This window comes from Flavobacterium chungangense LMG 26729, assembly GCF_000735715.2.
GTDB lineage: Bacteria > Bacteroidota > Bacteroidia > Flavobacteriales > Flavobacteriaceae > Flavobacterium > Flavobacterium chungangense.
This window is the reverse complement of the sequence record NZ_JASY01000007.1, coordinates 26,077-46,415: the sequence shown is the minus strand read 5'-3', so window position 1 is coordinate 46,415 and position 20,339 is coordinate 26,077. Positions and strand designations below refer to the sequence as shown.

At 30.1% G+C, this 20,339-nt stretch carries 29 protein-coding genes; 28 read left to right on the top strand and 1 reads right to left on the bottom strand.

From position 1 onward, the window contains the following. Window positions 1–134: 134 nt before the first annotated feature. The 17 genes from JE46_RS12950 to JE46_RS12870 all read left to right on the top strand — a co-directional run bounded on the left by JE46_RS12950 (window position 135) and on the right by JE46_RS12870 (window position 11,567). A complete protein-coding gene (locus JE46_RS12950) occupies window positions 135–785 on the top strand; it encodes a tetratricopeptide repeat protein (RefSeq protein ID WP_031455715.1) in 651 nt (216 codons plus the stop codon). A gap of 39 nt (window positions 786–824) precedes the next feature. Continuing rightward, window positions 825–1,355 carry a hypothetical protein gene (locus JE46_RS12945; RefSeq protein ID WP_031455714.1) on the top strand — a complete coding sequence of 177 codons (531 nt, stop codon included), beginning with the start codon at window positions 825–827 and terminating at the stop codon, window positions 1,353–1,355. A gap of 165 nt (window positions 1,356–1,520) precedes the next feature. Next, a complete protein-coding gene (locus tag JE46_RS12940; protein WP_031455713.1) occupies window positions 1,521–1,988 on the top strand; it encodes an MlaD family protein in 468 nt (155 codons plus the stop codon). An 867-nt stretch (window positions 1,989–2,855) separates the two neighbouring features. Beyond that, complete coding sequence (locus tag JE46_RS12930; RefSeq protein ID WP_031455711.1) at window positions 2,856–3,206, top strand: hypothetical protein; 351 nt, start codon at window positions 2,856–2,858, stop codon at window positions 3,204–3,206. 186 nt (window positions 3,207–3,392) lie between these two features. Further along, the gene (locus tag JE46_RS12925) at window positions 3,393–3,884 is read left to right on the top strand and encodes a hypothetical protein (protein ID WP_031455710.1); all 492 of its coding nucleotides are present in this window, start codon (window positions 3,393–3,395) and stop codon (window positions 3,882–3,884) included. A gap of 160 nt (window positions 3,885–4,044) precedes the next feature. Continuing rightward, window positions 4,045–4,569: a hypothetical protein gene (locus JE46_RS12920; RefSeq protein WP_157505921.1), complete on the top strand. Its 525-nt coding sequence runs from the start codon at window positions 4,045–4,047 to the stop codon at window positions 4,567–4,569. Continuing rightward, complete coding sequence (locus tag JE46_RS12915) at window positions 4,570–4,842, top strand: hypothetical protein (RefSeq protein WP_031455708.1); 273 nt, start codon at window positions 4,570–4,572, stop codon at window positions 4,840–4,842. Between the two features lie 126 nt (window positions 4,843–4,968). After that, window positions 4,969–5,232: a hypothetical protein gene (locus tag JE46_RS12910; protein WP_031455707.1), complete on the top strand. Its 264-nt coding sequence runs from the start codon at window positions 4,969–4,971 to the stop codon at window positions 5,230–5,232. Window positions 5,233–5,258: 26 nt separating this feature from the next. Continuing rightward, window positions 5,259–5,915, top strand: a complete 657-nt coding sequence (locus JE46_RS12905) for a tetratricopeptide repeat protein (protein ID WP_031455706.1) — start codon at window positions 5,259–5,261, stop codon at window positions 5,913–5,915. A 196-nt stretch (window positions 5,916–6,111) separates the two neighbouring features. After that, window positions 6,112–6,792 (top strand): hypothetical protein, encoded by a 681-nt coding sequence (locus JE46_RS12900; protein ID WP_031455705.1) that lies wholly within the window; start codon window positions 6,112–6,114, stop codon window positions 6,790–6,792. A gap of 284 nt (window positions 6,793–7,076) precedes the next feature. Beyond that, window positions 7,077–7,511, top strand: a complete 435-nt coding sequence (locus JE46_RS12895) for a hypothetical protein (protein ID WP_051872883.1) — start codon at window positions 7,077–7,079, stop codon at window positions 7,509–7,511. A 159-nt stretch (window positions 7,512–7,670) separates the two neighbouring features. Next, window positions 7,671–8,384, top strand: coding sequence for an SIMPL domain-containing protein (locus JE46_RS12890; RefSeq protein WP_031455703.1), 714 nt, complete (start codon window positions 7,671–7,673; stop codon window positions 8,382–8,384). A gap of 155 nt (window positions 8,385–8,539) precedes the next feature. Continuing rightward, window positions 8,540–9,115, top strand: coding sequence for a PQQ-binding-like beta-propeller repeat protein (locus tag JE46_RS12885; RefSeq protein WP_031455702.1), 576 nt, complete (start codon window positions 8,540–8,542; stop codon window positions 9,113–9,115). 18 nt (window positions 9,116–9,133) lie between these two features. After that, entirely contained in the window at window positions 9,134–9,262 is a 129-nt protein-coding gene (locus tag JE46_RS24630) for a hypothetical protein (RefSeq protein WP_262494097.1), read from the top strand. 108 nt (window positions 9,263–9,370) lie between these two features. Further along, window positions 9,371–10,072 carry a hypothetical protein gene (locus tag JE46_RS12880; protein WP_031455701.1) on the top strand — a complete coding sequence of 234 codons (702 nt, stop codon included), beginning with the start codon at window positions 9,371–9,373 and terminating at the stop codon, window positions 10,070–10,072. Window positions 10,073–10,210: 138 nt separating this feature from the next. Next, window positions 10,211–11,047 carry a hypothetical protein gene (locus JE46_RS12875; protein ID WP_157505920.1) on the top strand — a complete coding sequence of 279 codons (837 nt, stop codon included), beginning with the start codon at window positions 10,211–10,213 and terminating at the stop codon, window positions 11,045–11,047. Between the two features lie 121 nt (window positions 11,048–11,168). Continuing rightward, a complete protein-coding gene (locus JE46_RS12870; protein ID WP_051872882.1) occupies window positions 11,169–11,567 on the top strand; it encodes a hypothetical protein in 399 nt (132 codons plus the stop codon). 126 nt (window positions 11,568–11,693) lie between these two features. Here JE46_RS12870 and JE46_RS12865 read toward each other — a convergent pair whose 3' ends face one another. Further along, window positions 11,694–12,101 carry a winged helix-turn-helix transcriptional regulator gene (locus JE46_RS12865; protein WP_031455698.1) on the bottom strand — a complete coding sequence of 136 codons (408 nt, stop codon included), beginning with the start codon at window positions 12,099–12,101 and terminating at the stop codon, window positions 11,694–11,696. Between the two features lie 106 nt (window positions 12,102–12,207). On the opposite strand from JE46_RS12865, the gene JE46_RS12860 reads away from it, so the two are divergent. The 11 genes from JE46_RS12860 (at window position 12,208) to JE46_RS12810 (ending at window position 20,328) form a co-directional block, all read left to right on the top strand. Beyond that, a complete protein-coding gene (locus JE46_RS12860) occupies window positions 12,208–12,648 on the top strand; it encodes a nuclear transport factor 2 family protein (RefSeq protein WP_031455697.1) in 441 nt (146 codons plus the stop codon). A 7-nt stretch (window positions 12,649–12,655) separates the two neighbouring features. After that, window positions 12,656–13,018 carry a DoxX family protein gene (locus JE46_RS12855; protein WP_031455696.1) on the top strand — a complete coding sequence of 121 codons (363 nt, stop codon included), beginning with the start codon at window positions 12,656–12,658 and terminating at the stop codon, window positions 13,016–13,018. 570 nt (window positions 13,019–13,588) lie between these two features. Beyond that, entirely contained in the window at window positions 13,589–13,957 is a 369-nt protein-coding gene (locus tag JE46_RS12850) for a nuclear transport factor 2 family protein (protein WP_031455695.1), read from the top strand. Further along, window positions 13,938–15,056, top strand: a complete 1,119-nt coding sequence (locus tag JE46_RS12845) for a serine hydrolase domain-containing protein (protein WP_236010816.1) — start codon at window positions 13,938–13,940, stop codon at window positions 15,054–15,056. The genes JE46_RS12850 and JE46_RS12845 overlap by 20 nt, the downstream gene beginning before the upstream one ends. 6 nt (window positions 15,057–15,062) lie before the next feature. Beyond that, window positions 15,063–15,485, top strand: coding sequence for a DUF1801 domain-containing protein (locus tag JE46_RS12840; protein ID WP_031455693.1), 423 nt, complete (start codon window positions 15,063–15,065; stop codon window positions 15,483–15,485). A gap of 8 nt (window positions 15,486–15,493) precedes the next feature. Beyond that, a complete protein-coding gene (locus tag JE46_RS12835) occupies window positions 15,494–16,591 on the top strand; it encodes an MBL fold metallo-hydrolase (RefSeq protein ID WP_031455692.1) in 1,098 nt (365 codons plus the stop codon). Window positions 16,592–16,678: 87 nt separating this feature from the next. Next, window positions 16,679–17,803, top strand: a complete 1,125-nt coding sequence (locus JE46_RS12830; protein ID WP_031455691.1) for a lactonase family protein — start codon at window positions 16,679–16,681, stop codon at window positions 17,801–17,803. Between the two features lie 70 nt (window positions 17,804–17,873). Continuing rightward, window positions 17,874–18,416, top strand: a complete 543-nt coding sequence (locus JE46_RS12825) for a GNAT family N-acetyltransferase (RefSeq protein ID WP_031455690.1) — start codon at window positions 17,874–17,876, stop codon at window positions 18,414–18,416. Between the two features lie 60 nt (window positions 18,417–18,476). After that, complete coding sequence (locus tag JE46_RS12820; protein ID WP_031455689.1) at window positions 18,477–19,058, top strand: LOG family protein; 582 nt, start codon at window positions 18,477–18,479, stop codon at window positions 19,056–19,058. Between the two features lie 97 nt (window positions 19,059–19,155). Beyond that, window positions 19,156–19,842 (top strand): DUF2490 domain-containing protein, encoded by a 687-nt coding sequence (locus JE46_RS12815; RefSeq protein ID WP_031455688.1) that lies wholly within the window; start codon window positions 19,156–19,158, stop codon window positions 19,840–19,842. An 18-nt stretch (window positions 19,843–19,860) separates the two neighbouring features. After that, complete coding sequence (locus tag JE46_RS12810; protein WP_031455687.1) at window positions 19,861–20,328, top strand: SRPBCC family protein; 468 nt, start codon at window positions 19,861–19,863, stop codon at window positions 20,326–20,328. Window positions 20,329–20,339: the final 11 nt, after the last annotated feature.

The following is a 20,339-nucleotide window of genomic DNA, read 5'->3' as shown; positions in this document are numbered from 1 at the left end:
GGAAATTGGTTTTGTATTTGGGATAATTTGGCAAATCCGAAAGATAACGCTGATTTAATCCCAAACTGCTTGTAGCGCGAGAACGTTGGCATACATTTAAAAAAAACGAAGGAGAAACCAATATCTAAAATAGAATGAAGAAAATATTATTTTTAATTATCTTAAGTCAACTAAGTTGCAAATCACAAACAGATTGTCCCGAAGGAATAAATTTACTACCAATGTATGGAGAAGTAAAGAAATGTGAACAACAAATTGAATTAGATGATAAATTTATTCTAGAATCAGAAAAACAATTCAAAGACAGAAAAAAAGCATCTGAATACTATGTATCTAAAGGTTGGGAATATTTCTATAAAGATGATAATGATACATCTATGAAACGATTTAATCAGGCTTGGCTTTTAGATAAAACAAATCCACAAGTCTATTGGGGTTTTGGAAACCTATTAGGTAGAAAAAACGAATTCGAAAAATCTATCAAATATTTACAGAAATCAATCGAATTAGAACCAAAAAATGCTAAAGTTTATGAATGTATATCAACTAGTTACGGACAAATATTTTTTAAAACAAAAGATATTAAATACTTAAACCTAACAATTGAGAACTTAAAAAAAGTAATAAAAATTGAACCGAAAAATGGAAGAGCATTAGGACAATTAGCAGGTTCATATGCTTATATTATGCAAAAAGATAGCTTAGCAAAATACATAAAAAAAACCGATGAAATAGACCCTAATTTTGTCAATCCAAAAGTAAGGGAAATCGCGAAAAAGAAATAAACGCCTGCCAACAGTAAGTTTTAAAAAACCCTGCAGAAAATGAACTATAGAATTTTATACATATTTATTCTTTTTTTGCTTTTCAATTTTGATTGTTTTTCGCAATCCAAACTTCCTTTTTATGAACAATTAGCTTTTGACTTCTACAAAGAAAATATTCTAAAAGCCTATCCAGTTAAAAGTAAAATAACTATATTTAAGTCTCTTAATTATGATTCAAGTGAGGAAATTTATTATGTCCCTTCTGAATGTTTAAAAACAGAACTTCAAAATTATGGAAAGAATATAGAAAAGTTAGAGTATTCAAAATACTGGAAGAGTTTTGAAGATATGAAAATAGATCTCAATTTAACAAATATTGACAAAAACCAGTTTAAAATTAAAAAGTTTAATCATGGTAACTTTCCAAAACTATTTATTCATTATCCAAAAATATATCAAAATAGAATTTTTGTTATTCTACATGAAAAATATGAGAATGGTGGAAATTACTATACCGTTGAGTTTAATCAAGCTGGAGAAATTATAGATTGGTGTAAATCAAAATATGAAACCGTAACTTTACATTAAAACCTACTGGTAACAGCGGTTTCACTCAACGGCTGGTTTTATTTTTCTAAGGTGGAAAGTACTAAAAGGATAATTCTATATATTTAACTAAACAATTAACGAGTTGCCGCTGCGTGAAGCCGCGAAACGTTAGGCGTCAGTTTAATAAAATTCAAAGAAACTCCAATGAACAAAATTATTTTATTTGTATTCGCATTTATAATCTTTTCTTGTTCGAAAACAAGAACTTTAATTCTTAAAACGGAAAATGCCGAAGGAATCTCCAATGAGACGAAATTAAAAGTTAATGGATTTGAAATTGGAAAAATTGAAGATGTCCAACTTGATGAAAATGGAAATGTATTAATTACAGCAAATCTAAAATCGGAATTAAAACTTCCAATCGATACAGAATTTGCAATTGAAGATGAAGGATTTATTAGTGGAAAAATTATAGCTGTTAAACTTGGGAAAAGCAACGAGCAACTTAATGAGAAAAGCATTGTAATTTTAACAACACAAAAAGAAACTCTTTTTAAAGATTCACTGAAAATTAAAATTGAAAAAGCAATAGATCAAATTAGCGGAAAGGATAAAAATGATTCAATTTTAATAGAATTGAGGAGGCTAAATAAAAATCTTGAGAAAAAATAAAACCGAACGCCTAACAGCTACAATGGAGTTTGGCAATTGGCATAATGGGAAAATTGGTTTTGTATTTGGATGGTTTGACAAATCGAAGAATGGGCTTAATTTAGTCCAAAACTGCTTGTAGCGCGAGAACGTTATGCGAAATTTCCAAATATCTTAAACAGGCAACAACTGACCACAAAATAAGCATGAACTTTTATATAAAAAATCTCATTACATATCTCTATTTAATCGTTCTGAGTCCTATTGTATTTTTACTATATGTATATTTTCAACATTATAGTGGACAGCACGTACTTATCGGATTAATCCTAATGATATTAAATTGTCTAATAGCTTCTGTACTTTCATTTTTATTGCTCTTTATTTTTAAACGCAGTTCTCAAATATCGTTATTTAAAAGCTCATTAATATTTTCAATAGTATATGGGCTCACACTCTTAATCATTTTTGACATTAATCCATTTCAATATCACCAAACTGAAATTCAAAATATTAAACGTTGCTTTTTATTTAGCGAAATAATTGCTTGGTCAACTCTCTGCATTTTATTGAAAGTGACAAGAAACTTCGAATAACAGCAGGTTTGTGCAATTTGCTCAATTTTAATTACAGGAAGTTTTTCTTCACGAAAAAGTTTTATCTTGCCGAAAGAACTCAGTTCGCTGGCATCACAAACTAGCACCACCCGCAACCGTTATAGGGCATTTTAAAAAACGACACTAAAGAATAATGATAATCATCAAATATATATTGACTTATTTATTTATCATATCTATAATGACCATAATTGGTTTAGAAATGGAGTTTGACATTATTATATACTTAATTATATATGCACTTGTAGGACTTTGCCTTTTTTACTTTTCAATGAGATTCAATTTATTCAGATTAAAACCAAGTGCTATTAGTTTCATAATTACTACTTCCCTATTTTTTACATATATTCTTACGTCAAGTATTATAATTTATGAAACTGATTTAGCTTATTCAAAATTAAAATCAATTCCAATTGACAGTTTGATTAAATATCGTAATACTAAAAATATTAAAGCTATACCTCAAGAAAATAGACGAACTTGGATAGGAATCAGATACAAAGAAATAAGAATTGTATCCGAAAACAGAATTGGAAATATAAATGCAGTTGGATGGCAAGGAAATTCAGTATTTGCTTATTATGATTTTGACAAAAAAGAATATCATGGAAGTTACCACTAAAATGAGAAGAAAAACGCCCTATAACAGCTACAACGGATTTGGACAATTGGCGTAATGGAAAATTGGTTTTGTATTTGGATGGTTTGGCAAATCCAAAGAATGGGCTTAATTTAGCCCGAAAACTGCTGATTACCATAACGCTAGCCGTAATTATACCAAAAAATCGTGAAAAATTACCTTTATAAAATGGAAAACGAAAAAATATTCACAACTAAAACAGGATTCTGTCATATTTTATCAGACAAAATAATTTTGTCAAGAGACGGAATAATTGGAAATGTAGCGAAAATAACTGTCGGAAATGGAATGTCTAGAACTTTATTAATTTACTCTACAATTTCAATTTTCTTACTATATTCAGCATATTCAAGCTTTCAAAAGGGAGAAAATGTTTCAGTTTTATTCTTTGGTTTATTAGCAGTATTCTTAATTTACGGAATTATAAAAAGTATTAACAACTCTGCAACTCCAATAATAGAAAGAAGTAAAATAAAAGAAGTGAAATTTATAAATGCAAAAGTTGGACTAACACGTTCAAGATTTGAAATTTTGTTTGAAGACGAAAATGGAAAATTAAAAAAGCGTTTGATTATGCTTCCAGGTTCATTAAATGACGGAACAAACGAAACAGAAAAAGCTTTGACGATAATGAAAAGCGAAAGAATATTAGCATCTTAAAGAAATAACGCCGGCTAACAGCTACAACTAATTTTGGGCAATTGGCATAATTGAAAGTTGGTTTTCTATTTGGATGATTTGGCAAATCCGAATAATGGGGTTAATTTAGTTTCAAATCGGCTATAATACCAGAACGTTGGCAGATATTGACCCAAAAAACATGAAAAAAGCACTCATTTATTTAATATTTTGTACAACCATTAGTTTTGGTCAAAACCTTGATACTGTTAAAAGGATTGAAATTTCATATGGATACGGAGAGCAATGTTTTCCTAAAAATGGTATTTATTCTCGCTCAGAGAACTTTACTTTTGAGAAATCTGAATCTAAAAATTTCTATTTAACAAGATTTAAAAAGTTTAAAGCACGAAAAAAAGGAACAGTATTTAGTAAAGATTCTGTAATAACAATTCTGGAAAAAAAAATTGATTCAAACCTTATTAAAGACTTAATAGTAAACATAAATAGCAATAAAGAAAATTTCTCTTTTACATTTTTAAAATCAAAATTAAAAGAACCTACTAAAAAACAAATAAAAAAATCAGCTCATAAAAGAGATAAATTTTACAAGATAGAATGCGATGGATTATTTGATTGTGAATATAGAAATCAGATAATCGATTCAATAAAGAGTTTTGATAAATTTGACAAATTTGTTTCATCTTTAGACTTATCTTCTAATTAAATGCTTGTGATTGGATATTGGAATAAAGCACAAATAACTTTATTCTCTGAAAATAATACTGTGATTTATCAATTTTCTTTTATTAATAATAAAATTGGACAACCTATCATAAAAAATTATGATAAAAATTTTATGAATAGCTATAGTTTTATAAATCTAATAGCAAATGAAGTTATAAGAGAAATAATCCCCAGAAATTCAATGACATTTAAAGCATTTGATTTGAAAAATGTGAATGATGATTATATTAATTGGTATTTAGGAAATAATTAAAAAATGCCTGCCAACAGCTACAACGTATTTGGGCAATTGTATTAATGGAAAGATAGTTATTATCCGATGAATGCGATTAATTTAGTTCCAAACCAGCTGTAGTGCCAGAACATTATAATCCATTTCATGAAAGAACTGCAAAAAATAACATTTTTACTTTTTTTACTTCTTATTTCTTGTAAGAACGATAAACTAAATTTATCTTTTGACAAGGAGCATGAAAAAATACATCAAGAAGATGAAAAAATTGATGAAGCATTTACAAATTTTCAGAATCTTTTAAACAAACTATATACGGAGTCTGAAACAACTCCAAAAAAAGTTCTATTGAAAATTGACAGTTTATCTAAAGTAAACGAAGTTGAAAAGACAAATATAAATCTCAAATAAAACACAACATAGCTGAAGATTTAAGAATGTTTAAAGCTGAATTACTTTATAATATTGGTAAATATGATAAATCTATAGAAGAATTAAAAATTGGAAATAGTGAACACGATAAAATAGGATTGGTTTGTAATTATGTAAAACTCAAAAAATTTGATAAAGCAAAACGAATTTTAGATAGTATTCCTGATTACACCTTTAACACTTTTATTTATGCGAATTTTTATGAAACAATAGGAAAAAAGAATGAAGCTTTGAAAATCTACAGAACTATACAAAAAGATAAAGACATTAATCATTTTGTATATTATAAACTAGCTGTCAAAAGGATAAAAGAATTGAAGAAGCAAAATCCAATTTTATTAAAGAGTGTTTATTATGAAACCGGAAGGCCAGATTTTGAAGTTTGTGATGCAGACAATAAAAATAGAACTAAAGTCATTGAATTGGTTAGAGAACTTCCGGAAGTAAAAGACAAATTTGAAAAAAATGCAGGAATTTCAATTTTAGAAGCACCAAAAAATAATGGGAAAAACTATTATTGGGTAAACTTTTATGAAACTAACTCATTAATTTTCAAAACAGAATATGATTTTTTTATTTATCAAAAAACATTTGAAATAAAGTACTATGATAAGAAAAATAAAAAAATTATGAGCTTGGAAGAATGGAGAAAAACGTTGTAAAAAACGGCTTATAATATACTACAACGGATTTTGGCAATAGGCTTAAGGGGAAGTTGGTTTTGTTTTTAAGATGATTTACTCTGCCTGTTCACTATCTCTCCGGTGGCAAATTCGTAGAATGAACTTAATTTAGCCCCAAACCCACTGTAGTAGCCAAACGTTATGTAACACTTTGACTAAACGAAACTGAATAAAAATGAGATTTTCAAATAAGGCTTCAAAATATCTAATAAAATTAAACCGAAACAAAAATTTTGTAGTTAGTCGGGAAAATTTAATTGATTATTTTAAAAGACATAATATTCCTGTGTTTGAAAAAATAATTGAATTTCAAATAGATTTTTCAGGACTAGAACTGACAATTCAAAATAAAAACTCCTCAAAATTTAATGCGTTTCTAATTTCTAAGGAAAATATTTTAAAAAATTTAGTAATTGATTATTTAATAGTTAACAACAAATATTATTTTTTTTGTGGTGACCATGAAACTGCTCAATTTTGGTTTGTAATCAGTGAAAACGGAGAAATATGCACTTATGATAATAATGACGAAACTGTAAATATTATTTATTCTTCTTTTGAAAAATTCATTGAGAGTTATGCTTTCATTGACTTAATAAATCAAAATAAAAAATATGAATATCCCGGTTATTTTAACTTAATAGAAAATAATCGTTTTGAAGAATTAACTAAAAATTATTTTATACATAATTCTTCAAATGATGAATTTAATAAATGGATAACAACTGAAAAATTGATCATAAACAAAGGAATTTGGCTGCATGAACATTCTTTTTATATTCATATTTATGGTGAAACAAAAAGTGAGTGTGAAGAGTTTATTGAATTATTAAAAAGAGAGGAAATAATAAAATAATAGCGATCGCATAACAGCCACAACGGATTTGGGTAATTGGCTTAATGAAAAGATGATTTTGCATTTGAGTGCATTTGCTTAGCCTGTTCACTATAGGGTGGCGAATCCCAAGAATGGGTTTAATTTAGTAGCTGTAATACCAGAACGTTAACCCAAATATTTGATTTTGAATAAAATGATCTTAACAACAATTGAATACAGAAAATTGAAACTAAATAAATCAAGAAATGAATACAAAATACTGTTGGTAACACACTATAATGTCAATACTAATATCTAACCCCATGAAACAATATATTTTTTGGATTGTTCCCTTCATCATTTTTATAATATATAAGAAAAAATATGTAAAAAAGGCTGAAGCTGAAATTCAAAAATTCAATATTCTAAAAGACATGGAAACAAAACAAACCCAGCAATTAGAATTCTTAAAGGTTAATGTTTTTAATGGACTCAAAAACTTAAATCAGGGTTTTGATGCAGAAGAGATTTATTATTTTTCAGAATCTGACTTTGAAATAGTTCTCGATAGAGTTGAAAAAATTGGAATTGGAATTCTAGGAATTGAACCTTGGCTAAATGAAAAATTTTATAATGTAAAATCTTTTGACGATTACTCTAACGACTGTAAAGATCCAAAGTGGTATAGAAAAGCATTTACAGAATTCAAAGAAGATGGAGAAAAAAATCTTTTATATGCAGCTAGTTATCAAGTTTAATAAATAGTTTAAATACTACCACTAACAGCGATTTAGTGAAATGGCTGGTTTATTCTTTCCGCTTCCTAAAAACTCATATCTTTAACAGAAATAAACCATTCCAGCAACCCACAAATAACAACTAAAAACAGTGTCTAATATTCAACAAAAAAGCAAAAAATGAACAGAATCATCCTATTCCTTTTAATTACATGCAGTACTCTATATGCCCAAAGTGAACAGAATAACAAACCAAAAATTAGCGCAATAGGTGTAGGAACTGTTACAGCTTTTCCAAATGCCTGTCAAATTACAATTGCTTTCAATCATGTAAAACCTACTTTGCGCGAAGCAATTAATGAAAATCAAAAAACAACAAATCAGGTTTTAAAAATTGTAAAAAAATATGTTACTGATTCTTTAGATATTAAAACGAGTCTTATAGCTACAGATAAATCAACCCGATGGGACCAAAAACTGAATAAAGAAGTTTTTGTTGGTTTTGCATCATCTCAAAAGTTAATATTTACGCTCAAGGATATCAAAAGAATGCAGGATTTTACAGAGGAATTACTCGCTACCAAATTCAATAAAATTGAAAAAATTTCATATTTCAACACCGACGCTTTTGAATATTTAAAAAAAGCTCAGGAATTAGCTGTTCTTGACGCAATTGAAACAACAAAAAGACTCGCAAAAACCAGTGAGATAAAAACAGGCGGTATAATTTATATGCAGTCAAACAAAAGCCCTAACGATAATTCAGGAAACAGAGTCGAAACCTATCAGTTTGAGTCTTACGGAAAAGGAATGGGCGGAAGAGGTGTAAGTTCAAGTGGCGAACTAATAAATTATGTTGTTTCAGTAACCATGTACACAGAAATAATTCAATAAGGCATATTCAACAGCAGAATACTAAAAAATGAAAATATGAAGACCATTTTTTTTCATTTTTGCTATTTAGCAAAATTTTTAGTTCTAAATGAAATCAACGATTTTAAACAACATATGAATACTTTAAAAACGAAGAGAATTAATCGAAAACAAATTTGAAAATAATTGACTTACAAAACAGGAACAAAAGATTATTTAGAATTACCAGACAACTATCAGTAGTAGCGATTTGCATTCTAATTTTTCTGATTTGGTACAAAAACAACAAATCAGAATTTGTGTATGACCCGACCGTACCCTATCCGCTTTTAAATTCAGGAGATTTTTGGGTTGATAAATTTGATGATAGAGGATTGCAAAATGCAATTATATACCGTGACAAAATATATTGCAACACGATTGATATTGGGGACAACAATAACTTTTTTTATTGTTTGAATCCTAAAAACGGACTTGTAGTTTGGCGTGCGCCTGTTGACGCTTTTGCGAGTCAGCCTGCATCTTTTCAAGACGAAACAGTTATTTATTGTTCCTATTTAGGCGATATTTCAACATTTAACAACAAAGGAAAAATAATATGGAAAGCTAAATTTGATTCCCCTTATGGAGGACATTGGGCAGACACAATTACTTCCGTGTTATTAGTAAAAACGGTTTATTGGAAACAGGTAGCTGCTTACGATATAAAGTCGGGAAAACTAATTTCGAAAACTGAAAATGACTCTCTCTAAAATCTAATTCGTAACAAAATGAGAGACGGAAGTTTAATGAAAAAACATAATTATAAATTTACGAGAATGGATAAAACCTACACGATCAAATGCAAACCATTCATCACTACTGAAGTCTGGAAATATAAAATTGAAATAAGTAAATAACCATTTACATTTTGAACTAGATAAAGTGGTTACAGAAGCAAATTTCGTTTGGATAAAAAAGACATTTAAATAAACCACATCTAACAAGAACGTTAGCAATAAAATTTTATGAAATACACATTCAAGATAATAATTGGACTTTTATTTTTCAATAATTCATTCGCACAGCAAATTGACACACTAAAAGTAATCGTCTTGTCACCATATAAAATAGAGGTTGCCGACAACTATTTGACTGAATATAATAAATTAAAAAAAGAAATAGTAGAAAATCGCAGTGCTCTAAAAGAGCAAAAAACAAAAGACAAACAAGCAAACATAGAAGAATTTAACAAACAGCCCGATTACACAAAAGTTATGTTCGAGAACGAACTTAACTTTTACGACAGCCTTACAATTGATAACTATGTTGCAACGATTGTTAGGGAATATATTGCATACAGGCTTTACAAACCATTTAAAATAAAACCAAGAATTATATTAGTATCAACGATAACCTCAACCTCAGATAAGAAACAATATTCAGATATTGCAAATAACAAAAAAAACTTCTTCATTATAAATTTCCCTAAAATGAAGTTTTACAAGGAAAAGGGTGAACTTAAAATACAGACAAATATTGAATTGTATTCAGCTAAAACAAATGAAATCTTATTATCCAAAGATAATATTGGTATTCCCAAAGGTGGTTTAACAGATTATCCTATGTGTTCAGGAGATAACTGGGACTGTGCAATCGTAAATTCAGTTTATCCAAATTTAATTGACGTACTAAGGATTATAGCTGAAAAGAATGCTGAAGTAAAATGATATCAATACTAACAGCTTTCGTGGACATTTAGTAGAAGTATCGTTTTAAATTCTATATTCGTAAAACAGAGAATAGGTTGATTGAAATTACGAAACTTTTACAAAGCCCAATACTGCTATTCAAAATACAAATAAATTATGATCAAAAAATTAACTCTTTTAGCCATCATTATAATGTCTTTTTGTGTGAATGCACAAAAAAACCTGATATCCGATTTTCAAAAGGCAGATATTCTTTTAAAAACAAACAATATTGATTCGGCATACTTCAAATTCAAAATACTAGAACAGACAATTCCTAAAACCGATACCCTTTACAAATACTCCCTGTGGTATTATACATTGACCACAAGTCAATTGGAATACGAAAACAGACTCAATGAAAAATTTGACAAATCTTTAAAATTGGGCATTGAAGCATTAGCAGCTATCGAAAAAGGAATCCCTTTATTTGATGCAGAATTTGCCAAACGCAAATATTTTATGATCAAAAACATTGTTGTGTCAAACTTTGGCTTAGGAGATTTTAACGAAGGAAAAAAATGGAAAGAAAAATTATACCAGGCAAAAGAAAAAAAAGAACTTCCGGAAGGATTAGATGAAAGCTTTAATTTTGACTTTTTTAGGTTCGAAAATAAAAACATTTGGGCTTACGAATGGTTTCATCCATTACCAAAAGACAGATTTAGCAGTACGTTTACAAAAGTGGTATATTACGTTTACAGCACAGACGAAAATGGTAACGACAAAGACCAGCTTTATAGATTCCATGTTTTAATGTTTCATGGAAGCAACTTAAATTTCGATTATGTACTGACAAAAAAAATCGAAACCGCTCAAAACGAATCCAGCGGAACACTCTATGCCTACACATACAAAGAGGATATTGACTTTGCTCAGCTGCAGCTCGATATTAAAGAGGTTTTAAAAGGAAACTTAAATCCTAATATAAGAAAACTTCAAAATCAAAAGTAATAGTACTCCAATCTGGTACTCGTCTGTTAATAGTACCTATTACATTATTGAACAAGATCAGTCCGTATTAGACTGAAGTTAACCAACATTACTTAAAAACCGAATCCAAAGCAAAAAAATCATGAAAAAACCAAAACTGAGATTTGTAACTCAAAAAGCGATTGAAGAATTGACGAGAGATTTAAATTTTGTATTTGATTTGGAGGATTATCAGGATTGGGAATTTATTGTTGGGAAATCAGAGAACATAGAAAAGTATATTAAACATTACAATTTCGAAATTGACGACGATAATAAATTTGCGTTAATGGAAATTATAATTCAAGCAATTGAAGAACAAGAAACAGATAATGATTTTGTAAAGTATTCAGAAATTGTTCAAGAATTGCTTTCAGAAAACTTTCAACTACACGAGCATTCAATATTTTATTGGTCATGTTTTGACAATGAAAACCTGGAAGATTGTTGGAGAATAACACCATTAATGAGAAGTTTGTGGGAAAAACGCAACGTCGGCTAACATAGGTTTTGGATTTGATAAATACGTCAATCGAAATTATGGAGATAACTTTAGTGCATATACTCCTCATATTGCCGACACTCTAATTATAAAAGAAAAAAATAAACAAAACATAATTCAGTACAGCTATTGTTTATTGTTTATTTTGCCGGATGATGATTTTCCTTCAGACATAATTTTCTCACGGTGCTGCATTCCCCATTTTGTCATCGCTCCCACAACTTCTTCCAGCGTATGACTATAAGGCAGTAATTCGTATTCAATAGTTACAGGATAACCATTTTCGACTTTTTTTACAATAAGACCATTCATTTCCAAATCTTTAAGTTCGCTTGACAATACCCTTGCCGAAATTCCGCTTACCTGTTTTTGAATTTCCGTAAATCGCTTGTTTCCTCTCGCCATTGAAATGATAATCATCAATTTCCATTTGCCGCCTATTACATATTGAGCGTCTGAAACCGCCCTTAAAACAGCATTGCATTCTTCTGTAAATTCCTTGTTATTTGTTTGATTCTCTTGCTCTTTTAACATAACTAATCTCTTTGTTAGTTGCTAACCTTTAAGTAACGACTAATGATTTGTTAGCAAATGTACATTACTTTTGGAGAATTATAGAAACAAAAAACATTAAAAAATTATGACACTGGAAACTTTAAGAGCAAAAGAAGAATTAAGAGATTTAATTGATGCTTACGCCTATTTAGGCGATGAAAAAAAAATCCCGGAAGTGATGGATTTATTTACGCAAGATATTAATTACAAAGTATATATGGGAGGTAATCTTGTGGCCGATGTTTTGGGAAGAGAAAACATGGAAAAAGACTTTAATGTACACGCTGCTCTTGTAAAAACCTATTTTACAATGAATGGACAGCATACTGTAAAAATCGATGGTAATACTGCAACAGGCTTGTCCTTTTCCCAATTAAAAATGATAAGAGAAGTAGAAGGGCAAGATGTATTAACTGATTACAGCGTAAAATATGAAGACAACTATGTATTTCAGGATGGTAAGTGGCTAATAAAAGACCGAATTGGCTATTTTATGATTATAGAGACAAGAAACTTAAATCAATAATGCTAAAATGAAAACAAACAAAATTATTACCATATCGTTAACGGTATTGATAACGACAATCGTATTTGTAAGCGGTCTTATGAAATTTATTCATCTTCCGTGGTCGGTAGCAGGTTTGGAAAAATATAACCCAACTATTTTAGGATTAATGGAAATGGCGTTTATTATCTTATTTGCTATACCAAAAACAATAAAAATAGGTTTCATTCTGCTTTGCTGCTATTTTGCCGGTGCAATAGCTACTGAGTTATCCAGAGACGCTTCAATGCTTAATCCGGCTATTCCATTGGTATTAATTTGGATTACAGCTTATCTTCGCGACAGCTCAATATTTATAGGCTCTTCTAACTTATTAATTGCAAAGAAGTAGCGGACGAATGATTTTTGAATGAAAGCTTTGCGACAAAAAGTTGCAGGGCTTTCATTTTTATATTTATGCTATACGGCAAAATTCGCTGCACTAAAAAACGGTTACAACTAAACTTTTACCGACGCTCCAAGTACTATTAAATAAACGTTTTTATAATATTAATTGAATTAGCAAATGAAAAAAGCATTAAAATATTTGCACAATAATCAAGGTAATACAGAATTAACTAACTTATATGGCTTAAGAACTGAAATAAAATGGAAGGAATAGCGAATGCTCACATTAGAAATGGCATTTTCAACAAGCTTAAAAGCACCTCTTGACTATTTTTTGTGCTTAGGCAGCTGCTTTTGCTTTACGTGAAATTGTAGTCAACAGACAAAACAAAACCAGACAAATTAACAACAACCTGCAATTGGGGTTTGGTATAATACCCTGATAACCATAGACACTTCTACATTTATGTTTTAACGAAATCCATATATCCTTGCCTTTCCTGCTTTTAGGCATATAAATTAAGGAATGAACACTTTAATTTCATAACTTAGATTTATTTTAAAGCTATAAATCATGACTAAGAAATCTATAGCCCGAAACTTTTTAAAACTCGCTGCATCAGGACATTCACATGAAGCGTTCAGGCTGTACACAGGCGAAAATTTCAAGCATCATAATGCCTATTTTAAAGGAGATGCAAACACTTTGATGCTGGCTATGGAAGAATCTTCAAGAACCAATCCTAATAAGATTTTTGAAATTCACCATGTTTTAAGAGATGGTGATTTGGTTGCAGTTCATTCGCATGTCAAACAAAACTCATCAGATTCAGGTGTCGCTGTTGTTCATATTTTTCGATTTGAATCGGACAAAATAATCGAACTTTGGGATTTAGGACAGCCTATTCCAAAGAAAAGTATTAATGAAAATGGAATGTTTTAAACTAAAAAGAAAATTTAAAGACAATAAAATCATCAAAAAACAAATCACAGTAATGAATGTAATTCTTAGAATATCTTCTATATTTTCTTTTCTTTTTCTTCTGTCCAACTACAATTCATTCGCTCAAATAAAAGACAATTATACAAACCAAATTGACAGTTTAATTAAAGTTACTGAACCTAAATTCAATGGTGTTATCCTCATTACTCAAAAAGGGAAAACTTTATACAACAAAGCGTATGGTTTTACCAATTTTGAAACTAAAAAGCCTTTACAATTAGACAGCCAATTTGAAATTATGTCAAACACAAGACAAATCACAGCTGTTTTAATTCTGAAAGAAGTCGAAAAAGGCCTAATTGACTTAAAGGCACCCATCAAAAGATATTTGCCCGAACTTAAACAAACCTGGGCAGATTCTGTTACTGTTCATCAATTATTAAATCATACACATGGAATAGTTGACTTAGAAAAGCCGCTGTTATTCAAACCCGGAACTGAATTTAAATATGGAAACCTGAGTTATAGTTTACTTGGAAAAATAATTGAAACTACTTCAAAAAAAAGCTATTCAGAAATTGTAAATGCGTTTTTCAAAGAATTAAAAATGAAAAATACATTTTGCTATTCTAAAGATAAAATGACGGATGTCGTTTCTGGTCATATCAATACAAATAATATTTTTGAAAAGGTAACCAAAAGTGTAATTACTCCCGAAAGCACAGCTTCAAACGGAATTATTTCTACTGCAGGTGATTTAGCGATATGGAATCAAAATTTACATCACGGAAAACTTTTAAAATCTGAAAGCTATCAATTAATGTTTAAATATAATATCACGGCACAACACGGCTTTTTTGGAAAAGAAAAAGAAGGTTATGGGTTAGGCATTAGAATAATTGAAAAAGATGCTATAAAATATGTGGGACACACCGGTTTAGGAGATGGATTTTCTTCGGTTAATATTTATTTTCCGGAAAATGACTTAAGCATGATTGTTTTAGAAAATCAGTCAAATGATAATATGGATTTATTTTATGCTTCTGAAATTAAAATAAGAGCCATTTTATTTAAAAGCGATCTTTTTCATCAAAAATAAAAGACAATGGCAAAAAATAAAACGACAGAAACAGAAACCAGTGTTTTAGATTTTATAAATACTTTTGTAGATGAAGAAGCAAAAAGAAATGACGCTTTTGAACTTCTCAAAATAATGCAGAACATAACTGGTTTTGGACCTAAAATGTGGGGACCGAGTATTATTGGTTTTGGCAGTTATCATTATAAATATGCCAGCGGACACGAAGGAGATTCACCGCTTGTTGGATTCTCGCCAAGAAAAGCCGCTATTTCACTTTATATTTATCTTTCAGATAATAAAGAGGAATTGGTTTCAAAATTTGGAAAACACAAAGCGGCAAAAGGGTGCATTTACATTAAAAAACTAACTGATATTGATCTTGAAATTCTGAAAATAATGATTTCAACATCAGTAAAAGAATTACAAAAATTATATCCTTCTAACTAAAAAAGATCATGAGCCTAACAATAATTCTTATTTTACTAGTATTCATATTTTATTTTTTATTCCATCCCAGATTCGGAAAACAACCTTCTGGAGAAAGATTGGCTTTAATACAAAAATCTCCTCAATACAAAAATGGAAAATTCGAAAATGAAAATTTCACTCCGGAACTAGCCGAAGGCTATGGTTATTATGATGTTTTAACCGAATTTTTATTTAAGAAGGTTGACCGAAAAACCCCAACTGATATTATTCCTTCAATAAAAACGAATTTAAAGGAACTTCCTTTATATCAGGATGTTTTAGTTTGGTTTGGGCATTCCTCCTATTTTATTCAGCTTGAGGGAAAACGTTTTTTAATTGATCCTGTTTTCAGTGGCAACGCCTCTCCTATTTACGGAACTACAAAAGCCTTTAAAGGAACTGATATTTACACCTATGATGATATTCCTGAAATTGATTATTTGCTAATCACGCACGACCATTATGATCATTTAGATTATAAAACCATAATGGAACTGAAACCAAAAATAAAAAAAGTAATCACGGCACTTGGCGTTGGTTCGCATTTTGAATTTTGGGGCTTTTCAGTAGAAAATATTATCGAAAAAGACTGGCACGAAAAAGTAACATTAGATCAAAATATAATGCTTTATACTGCTCCATCAAGGCATTTTTCCGGCAGAAGTATCAAGCGCTGTAATACACTTTGGACTTCTTTTATTTTAGAATCCAAAGATTTCAAAATGTATTTGGGCGGCGACAGTGGTTACGATTTCCATTATGCAGCAATTGGCGAAAAATATGGTTCTTTTGATATTGTACTTATTGATAATGGCCAATATAATCCGGCATGGAAATACATTCACAATTTGCCGGAAGATGTAATAAAAGCAATGAAAGACTTAAAAGCAAAAAGGGTCTTTCCGGTGCATAATTCGAAATTTCCTTTATCTCTTCATTCATGGGATGAGCCTTTAATTAAAGTAACCGAATTGAATAATTTGTCTGAAAATCCGATTCCTTTAATAACTCCGATGATTGGAGAGATCGTTGAATTGAAAAATGACAAACAAGTTTTTCAGCAATGGTGGAAAGGAGTCAAATAATAAATTGTTAATGGTGAATTGTAATTATTAATTTAAACCATATATTCTTAAACTTCGGAATTTTTCACCCCATAAAAAGAAAAAAAATTGAACCTAAAAAAAAACATACTCGCCCTTAGTTTACTAATTTGCACTTCTGTATTTTCTCAAAACACCTACGTCTTTTTAGGATCCTACAACAGAGATAAAACCGCAGAATCAATTCAGGTTTATCAGCTGGATACTTTAAATGGAAATTTAACTAAAATTACTTCGGCAAAAGACATTATAAATCCATCGTATCTGACTGTTTCTCCAAACGGAAAATATGTTTACGCCTGCACAGATACAAAGACACCAAACTCAGGAAGTGTAAGCAGTTTTGAATTTAATTCGGAAAATAAATCACTGACTTTTTTAAACAAACAGGGAAGCGGCGGTGAAAATCCGGTTTATGTTTCGGTTCATAAAAGTGGTAAATGGCTTGTAAATGCTAATTATACTGAAGGAAGTGTCTCAGTTCATCCTTTATTAGAAAACGGAAAAATCGATTCAATTGCTCAAAATTTTCAATATGCTGACGGAAGTGTTCATAAAGAAAGACAAACCCGCTCCCATGTGCATTCTGCTATATTTTCTCCTGAATTTGATTATCTGTTTTTGCCCGATTTAGGTGCTGATAAAATACGCTGCTATGCTTTCGATGAAAATAAAAAACAGCCTTTAACAGAAACAAAAAATCCGTTTACCAAAACAGATTTAGAAGCAGGACCGCGACATTTTACTTTTCATCCCAATCAAAAATACGGTTATTGCATTGAAGAAATGGCGGGTTCCATAAGTGTTTATCAATATGAAAAAGGAACTTTAACAAAGATCCAACGCATCAATACACATCCTGATAAAATCAAGGAAGGTTTTGAAAGCTCCGACATTCATATTTCGACTGACGGAAAATTTTTATATGCTTCTAATCGGGGAAAAGAAAATAATATTGTCATTTTTTCTATTGCAGAAAACGGGCTTTTAAAAAATATTGGTTATCAATCGACTTTTGGAAATCATCCCCGAATTTTTGCCATTGATGAAACAGGGAAGTTTTTGATTGCGACAAATGTAAATTCCGGAAATGTGATTGTTTTTAAAAGAAACCCAAAAACCGGATTGCTTAAAAAAGCCGGAAAGGAAATTAAAATGGAAAATGTTTCCTGTGTTCAGATTAAACAAATTTGATTTTTTACTTCCCACTGATTTGAACTGATTTTTTCTCAATTACGACTAATCTTTTTCAAAAAACTAAAAAATGAATAAACCACAATTTAATTTACAGCCAGAAATTTTAGAAAACGAAATCACAAAATTAATTCCGTTACAGGAAAAACATTTTGAAGCATTATTTGAAGCTGCTTCCGACCCACTTATTTGGGAACAAAATCCTGTAAAAGACCGATATCAAAGAGAAGGTTTTAAAACTTTTTTTGAAATCATAATTACAAAACATTCATTCCTAATTCTCGATAAACAAACAAACGAAATAATGGGAACGACTAGTTTTTACGATTACAATCCCGAAAAATCAAATATTGGAATTGGCTACACTTTTATTACAAGAAAATATTGGGGCGGTCCTTATAATAAATCAAATAAAAGTTTATTAATCGATTATGCTTTTCAGCATGTTGATTCGGTGCTTTTTCACGTTGGAGCAGAAAATTTTCGTTCTCAAAAAGCCGTTTTAAAACTCGGTGCAGAAAAAATCAATGATGTGGTGTTTCTGATTAATGGAGTCGATGTGCCTTATTTTGAATATGAATTAAAAAAGTTAAACAAAGTTAAGAGTTCTTAAAATTTTCCGTTTTAATACTCCTAATATTTAACTCATAACACTTAACTTAACCTAAAATAAATGAAAAGAATTACAGTCTTTTGCGGATCCAGTTTTGGTACTGAAGAAATTTACAAAGAACAGGCAGCCTTACTTGGTGAAACATTGGCAAAACAAAATATAGAATTAGTTTACGGCGGCGCTAATGTAGGTTTAATGGGCGCTGTTGCAGATGCTGTTTTAAATAACGGCGGAAAAGCAATTGGTGTTTTACCCAATTTTTTGCGATCAAAAGAAATTGCGCATCTGGGCTTAACAGAACTTATTCTGGTGGAAAGCATGCACGAAAGAAAAACCAAAATGAATGATTTATGTGATGGCGTTATTGCGCTTCCGGGTGGTTTTGGAACTTTAGAAGAACTTTTCGAAATGATTACATGGGCTCAATTAGGATTACACAAAAAACCAATTGCCATTTTGAATATTAATGGTTTTTATGATTCTCTAATACAATTAACTGAAGTCATGGTTAGTAAAGGTTTATTGAAAGATGTTAATCAGCAAATGCTTTTGGTGAGTAACGATATTGATGATTTATTGAATAAAATGAATAATTATACAGCGCCAACCGTTGGAAAATGGATTGATAAACAAGATGTTTGATTTTTTTCAACATACTGATTTTCTATTTTTAACATAATTTACAGAATAACTTTCTTATCTTGTGATTCAAAAAAAACTGAAATTCCCTTATTCAAAAATGAAAAACTTAAAAGCCTTTTACCTTTTATTCACCCTTATTTTATCTATAAATTTTACAAACGCACAAGATACGGATACCGGAAACTGGTTTATTTATTTTGGAAATCAGGCCATCAATGAAAAATGGAACTGGCACAACGAAGTACAATATCGTAATTATAATTTTGCGGGCGATACACAACAATTATTATTAAGAACCGGAATTGGATACAATCTTACTGAAAACAATAATAATATTTTATTAGGATACGGTTTTATCAATTCACAAAATTACATTCCGGGAACAGACGATAAAACAGATAGTAATGAACATCGCATTTATCAGCAGTTTATAACACGTCAAAATTTTGGCAGGTTTTATTTGCAACATCGTTATCGTGTGGAAGAACGCTTTTTAAAAGATGATTTTCAAATGCGTTTCCGCTATTTTTTAGCTTTGAATGTTCCAATTAACAAGCCTAAAATGGAAGAAAATGCATTTTATATTTCGGCTTATAATGAAATATTTCTAAACACAGAATCACCAACTTTTGATCGTGACCGTTTATATGGAGCATTAGGATATGTGATCAACAAAAATTTCAGAGTTGAAGCCGGTTTTATGAGACAAATTCAGGAAAAAACAGGACGTAATCAATTTCAAATCGTAATTTACAACAACATACCTTTTTTTAGCAGTAAATAACATTTCAAATCCGTAAGTATGGCAACAGTAAATAATAATTTTGCAAAAGCCGAAATGCTGATCAGAAAACCCGTTTCAGAAGTTTTTGAAGCATTTGTTAATCCTGAAATAACAAGCAAATTTTGGTTTACTAAGGGATCAGACAAATTAGAAGAAGGCAAATCGACTGTATGGACCTGGGAAATGTATGGCTTTTCGCTTAATGTTTTAACTAAGGTAATTGACGAAAACAAACGAATTGTAATAGAATGGGGAAATAGCGGAGAAGCAACGATTATAGAATGGGTTTTCAACTCGTTGGATGAAAAAGAAACTTTTGTAAGCATTACCAATTCTAATTTTAAGGGCGATACTGACAAAATACTTTCTGAGGTTCGAAATTCTACAGAAGGTTTTACACTGGTTTTAGCCGGAGCCAAAGCTTTTTTAGAGCATCAGATACAGTTGAATTTAGTGTTGGACAGATTTCCAAAAGGCCTGAGTTAATCATTCTAAAA

Excerpts from the sequence above, each read along its gene's own strand:
- JE46_RS12945 (WP_031455714.1), top strand. The coding sequence starts at position 825 with ATGAACTATAGAATTTTATACATATTTATTCTTTTTTTGCTTTTCAAT.
- JE46_RS12870 (WP_051872882.1), top strand. The coding sequence starts at position 11,169 with ATGAAAAAACCAAAACTGAGATTTGTAACTCAAAAAGCGATTGAAGAA.
- JE46_RS12860 (WP_031455697.1), top strand. The coding sequence starts at position 12,208 with ATGACACTGGAAACTTTAAGAGCAAAAGAAGAATTAAGAGATTTAATT.
- JE46_RS24630 (WP_262494097.1), top strand. The coding sequence starts at position 9,134 with ATGAGAGACGGAAGTTTAATGAAAAAACATAATTATAAATTTACGAGA.
- JE46_RS12845 (WP_236010816.1), top strand. The coding sequence starts at position 13,938 with ATGAAAATGGAATGTTTTAAACTAAAAAGAAAATTTAAAGACAATAAA.
- JE46_RS12835 (WP_031455692.1), top strand. The coding sequence starts at position 15,494 with ATGAGCCTAACAATAATTCTTATTTTACTAGTATTCATATTTTATTTT.
- JE46_RS12850 (WP_031455695.1), top strand. The coding sequence starts at position 13,589 with ATGACTAAGAAATCTATAGCCCGAAACTTTTTAAAACTCGCTGCATCA.
- JE46_RS12880 (WP_031455701.1), top strand. The coding sequence starts at position 9,371 with ATGAAATACACATTCAAGATAATAATTGGACTTTTATTTTTCAATAAT.
- JE46_RS12905 (WP_031455706.1), top strand. The coding sequence starts at position 5,259 with ATGTTTAAAGCTGAATTACTTTATAATATTGGTAAATATGATAAATCT.
- JE46_RS12815 (WP_031455688.1), top strand. The coding sequence starts at position 19,156 with ATGAAAAACTTAAAAGCCTTTTACCTTTTATTCACCCTTATTTTATCT.
- JE46_RS12895 (WP_051872883.1), top strand. The coding sequence starts at position 7,077 with ATGAAACAATATATTTTTTGGATTGTTCCCTTCATCATTTTTATAATA.
- JE46_RS12875 (WP_157505920.1), top strand. The coding sequence starts at position 10,211 with ATGATCAAAAAATTAACTCTTTTAGCCATCATTATAATGTCTTTTTGT.
- JE46_RS12820 (WP_031455689.1), top strand. The coding sequence starts at position 18,477 with ATGAAAAGAATTACAGTCTTTTGCGGATCCAGTTTTGGTACTGAAGAA.
- JE46_RS12855 (WP_031455696.1), top strand. The coding sequence starts at position 12,656 with ATGAAAACAAACAAAATTATTACCATATCGTTAACGGTATTGATAACG.
- JE46_RS12890 (WP_031455703.1), top strand. The coding sequence starts at position 7,671 with ATGAACAGAATCATCCTATTCCTTTTAATTACATGCAGTACTCTATAT.
- JE46_RS12840 (WP_031455693.1), top strand. The coding sequence starts at position 15,063 with ATGGCAAAAAATAAAACGACAGAAACAGAAACCAGTGTTTTAGATTTT.
- JE46_RS12925 (WP_031455710.1), top strand. The coding sequence starts at position 3,393 with ATGGAAAACGAAAAAATATTCACAACTAAAACAGGATTCTGTCATATT.
- JE46_RS12810 (WP_031455687.1), top strand. The coding sequence starts at position 19,861 with ATGGCAACAGTAAATAATAATTTTGCAAAAGCCGAAATGCTGATCAGA.
- JE46_RS12940 (WP_031455713.1), top strand. The coding sequence starts at position 1,521 with ATGAACAAAATTATTTTATTTGTATTCGCATTTATAATCTTTTCTTGT.
- JE46_RS12915 (WP_031455708.1), top strand. The coding sequence starts at position 4,570 with ATGCTTGTGATTGGATATTGGAATAAAGCACAAATAACTTTATTCTCT.
- JE46_RS12910 (WP_031455707.1), top strand. The coding sequence starts at position 4,969 with ATGAAAGAACTGCAAAAAATAACATTTTTACTTTTTTTACTTCTTATT.
- JE46_RS12930 (WP_031455711.1), top strand. The coding sequence starts at position 2,856 with ATGAGATTCAATTTATTCAGATTAAAACCAAGTGCTATTAGTTTCATA.
- JE46_RS12865 (WP_031455698.1), bottom strand. The coding sequence starts at position 12,101 with ATGTTAAAAGAGCAAGAGAATCAAACAAATAACAAGGAATTTACAGAA.
- JE46_RS12950 (WP_031455715.1), top strand. The coding sequence starts at position 135 with ATGAAGAAAATATTATTTTTAATTATCTTAAGTCAACTAAGTTGCAAA.
- JE46_RS12920 (WP_157505921.1), top strand. The coding sequence starts at position 4,045 with ATGAAAAAAGCACTCATTTATTTAATATTTTGTACAACCATTAGTTTT.
- JE46_RS12900 (WP_031455705.1), top strand. The coding sequence starts at position 6,112 with ATGAGATTTTCAAATAAGGCTTCAAAATATCTAATAAAATTAAACCGA.
- JE46_RS12825 (WP_031455690.1), top strand. The coding sequence starts at position 17,874 with ATGAATAAACCACAATTTAATTTACAGCCAGAAATTTTAGAAAACGAA.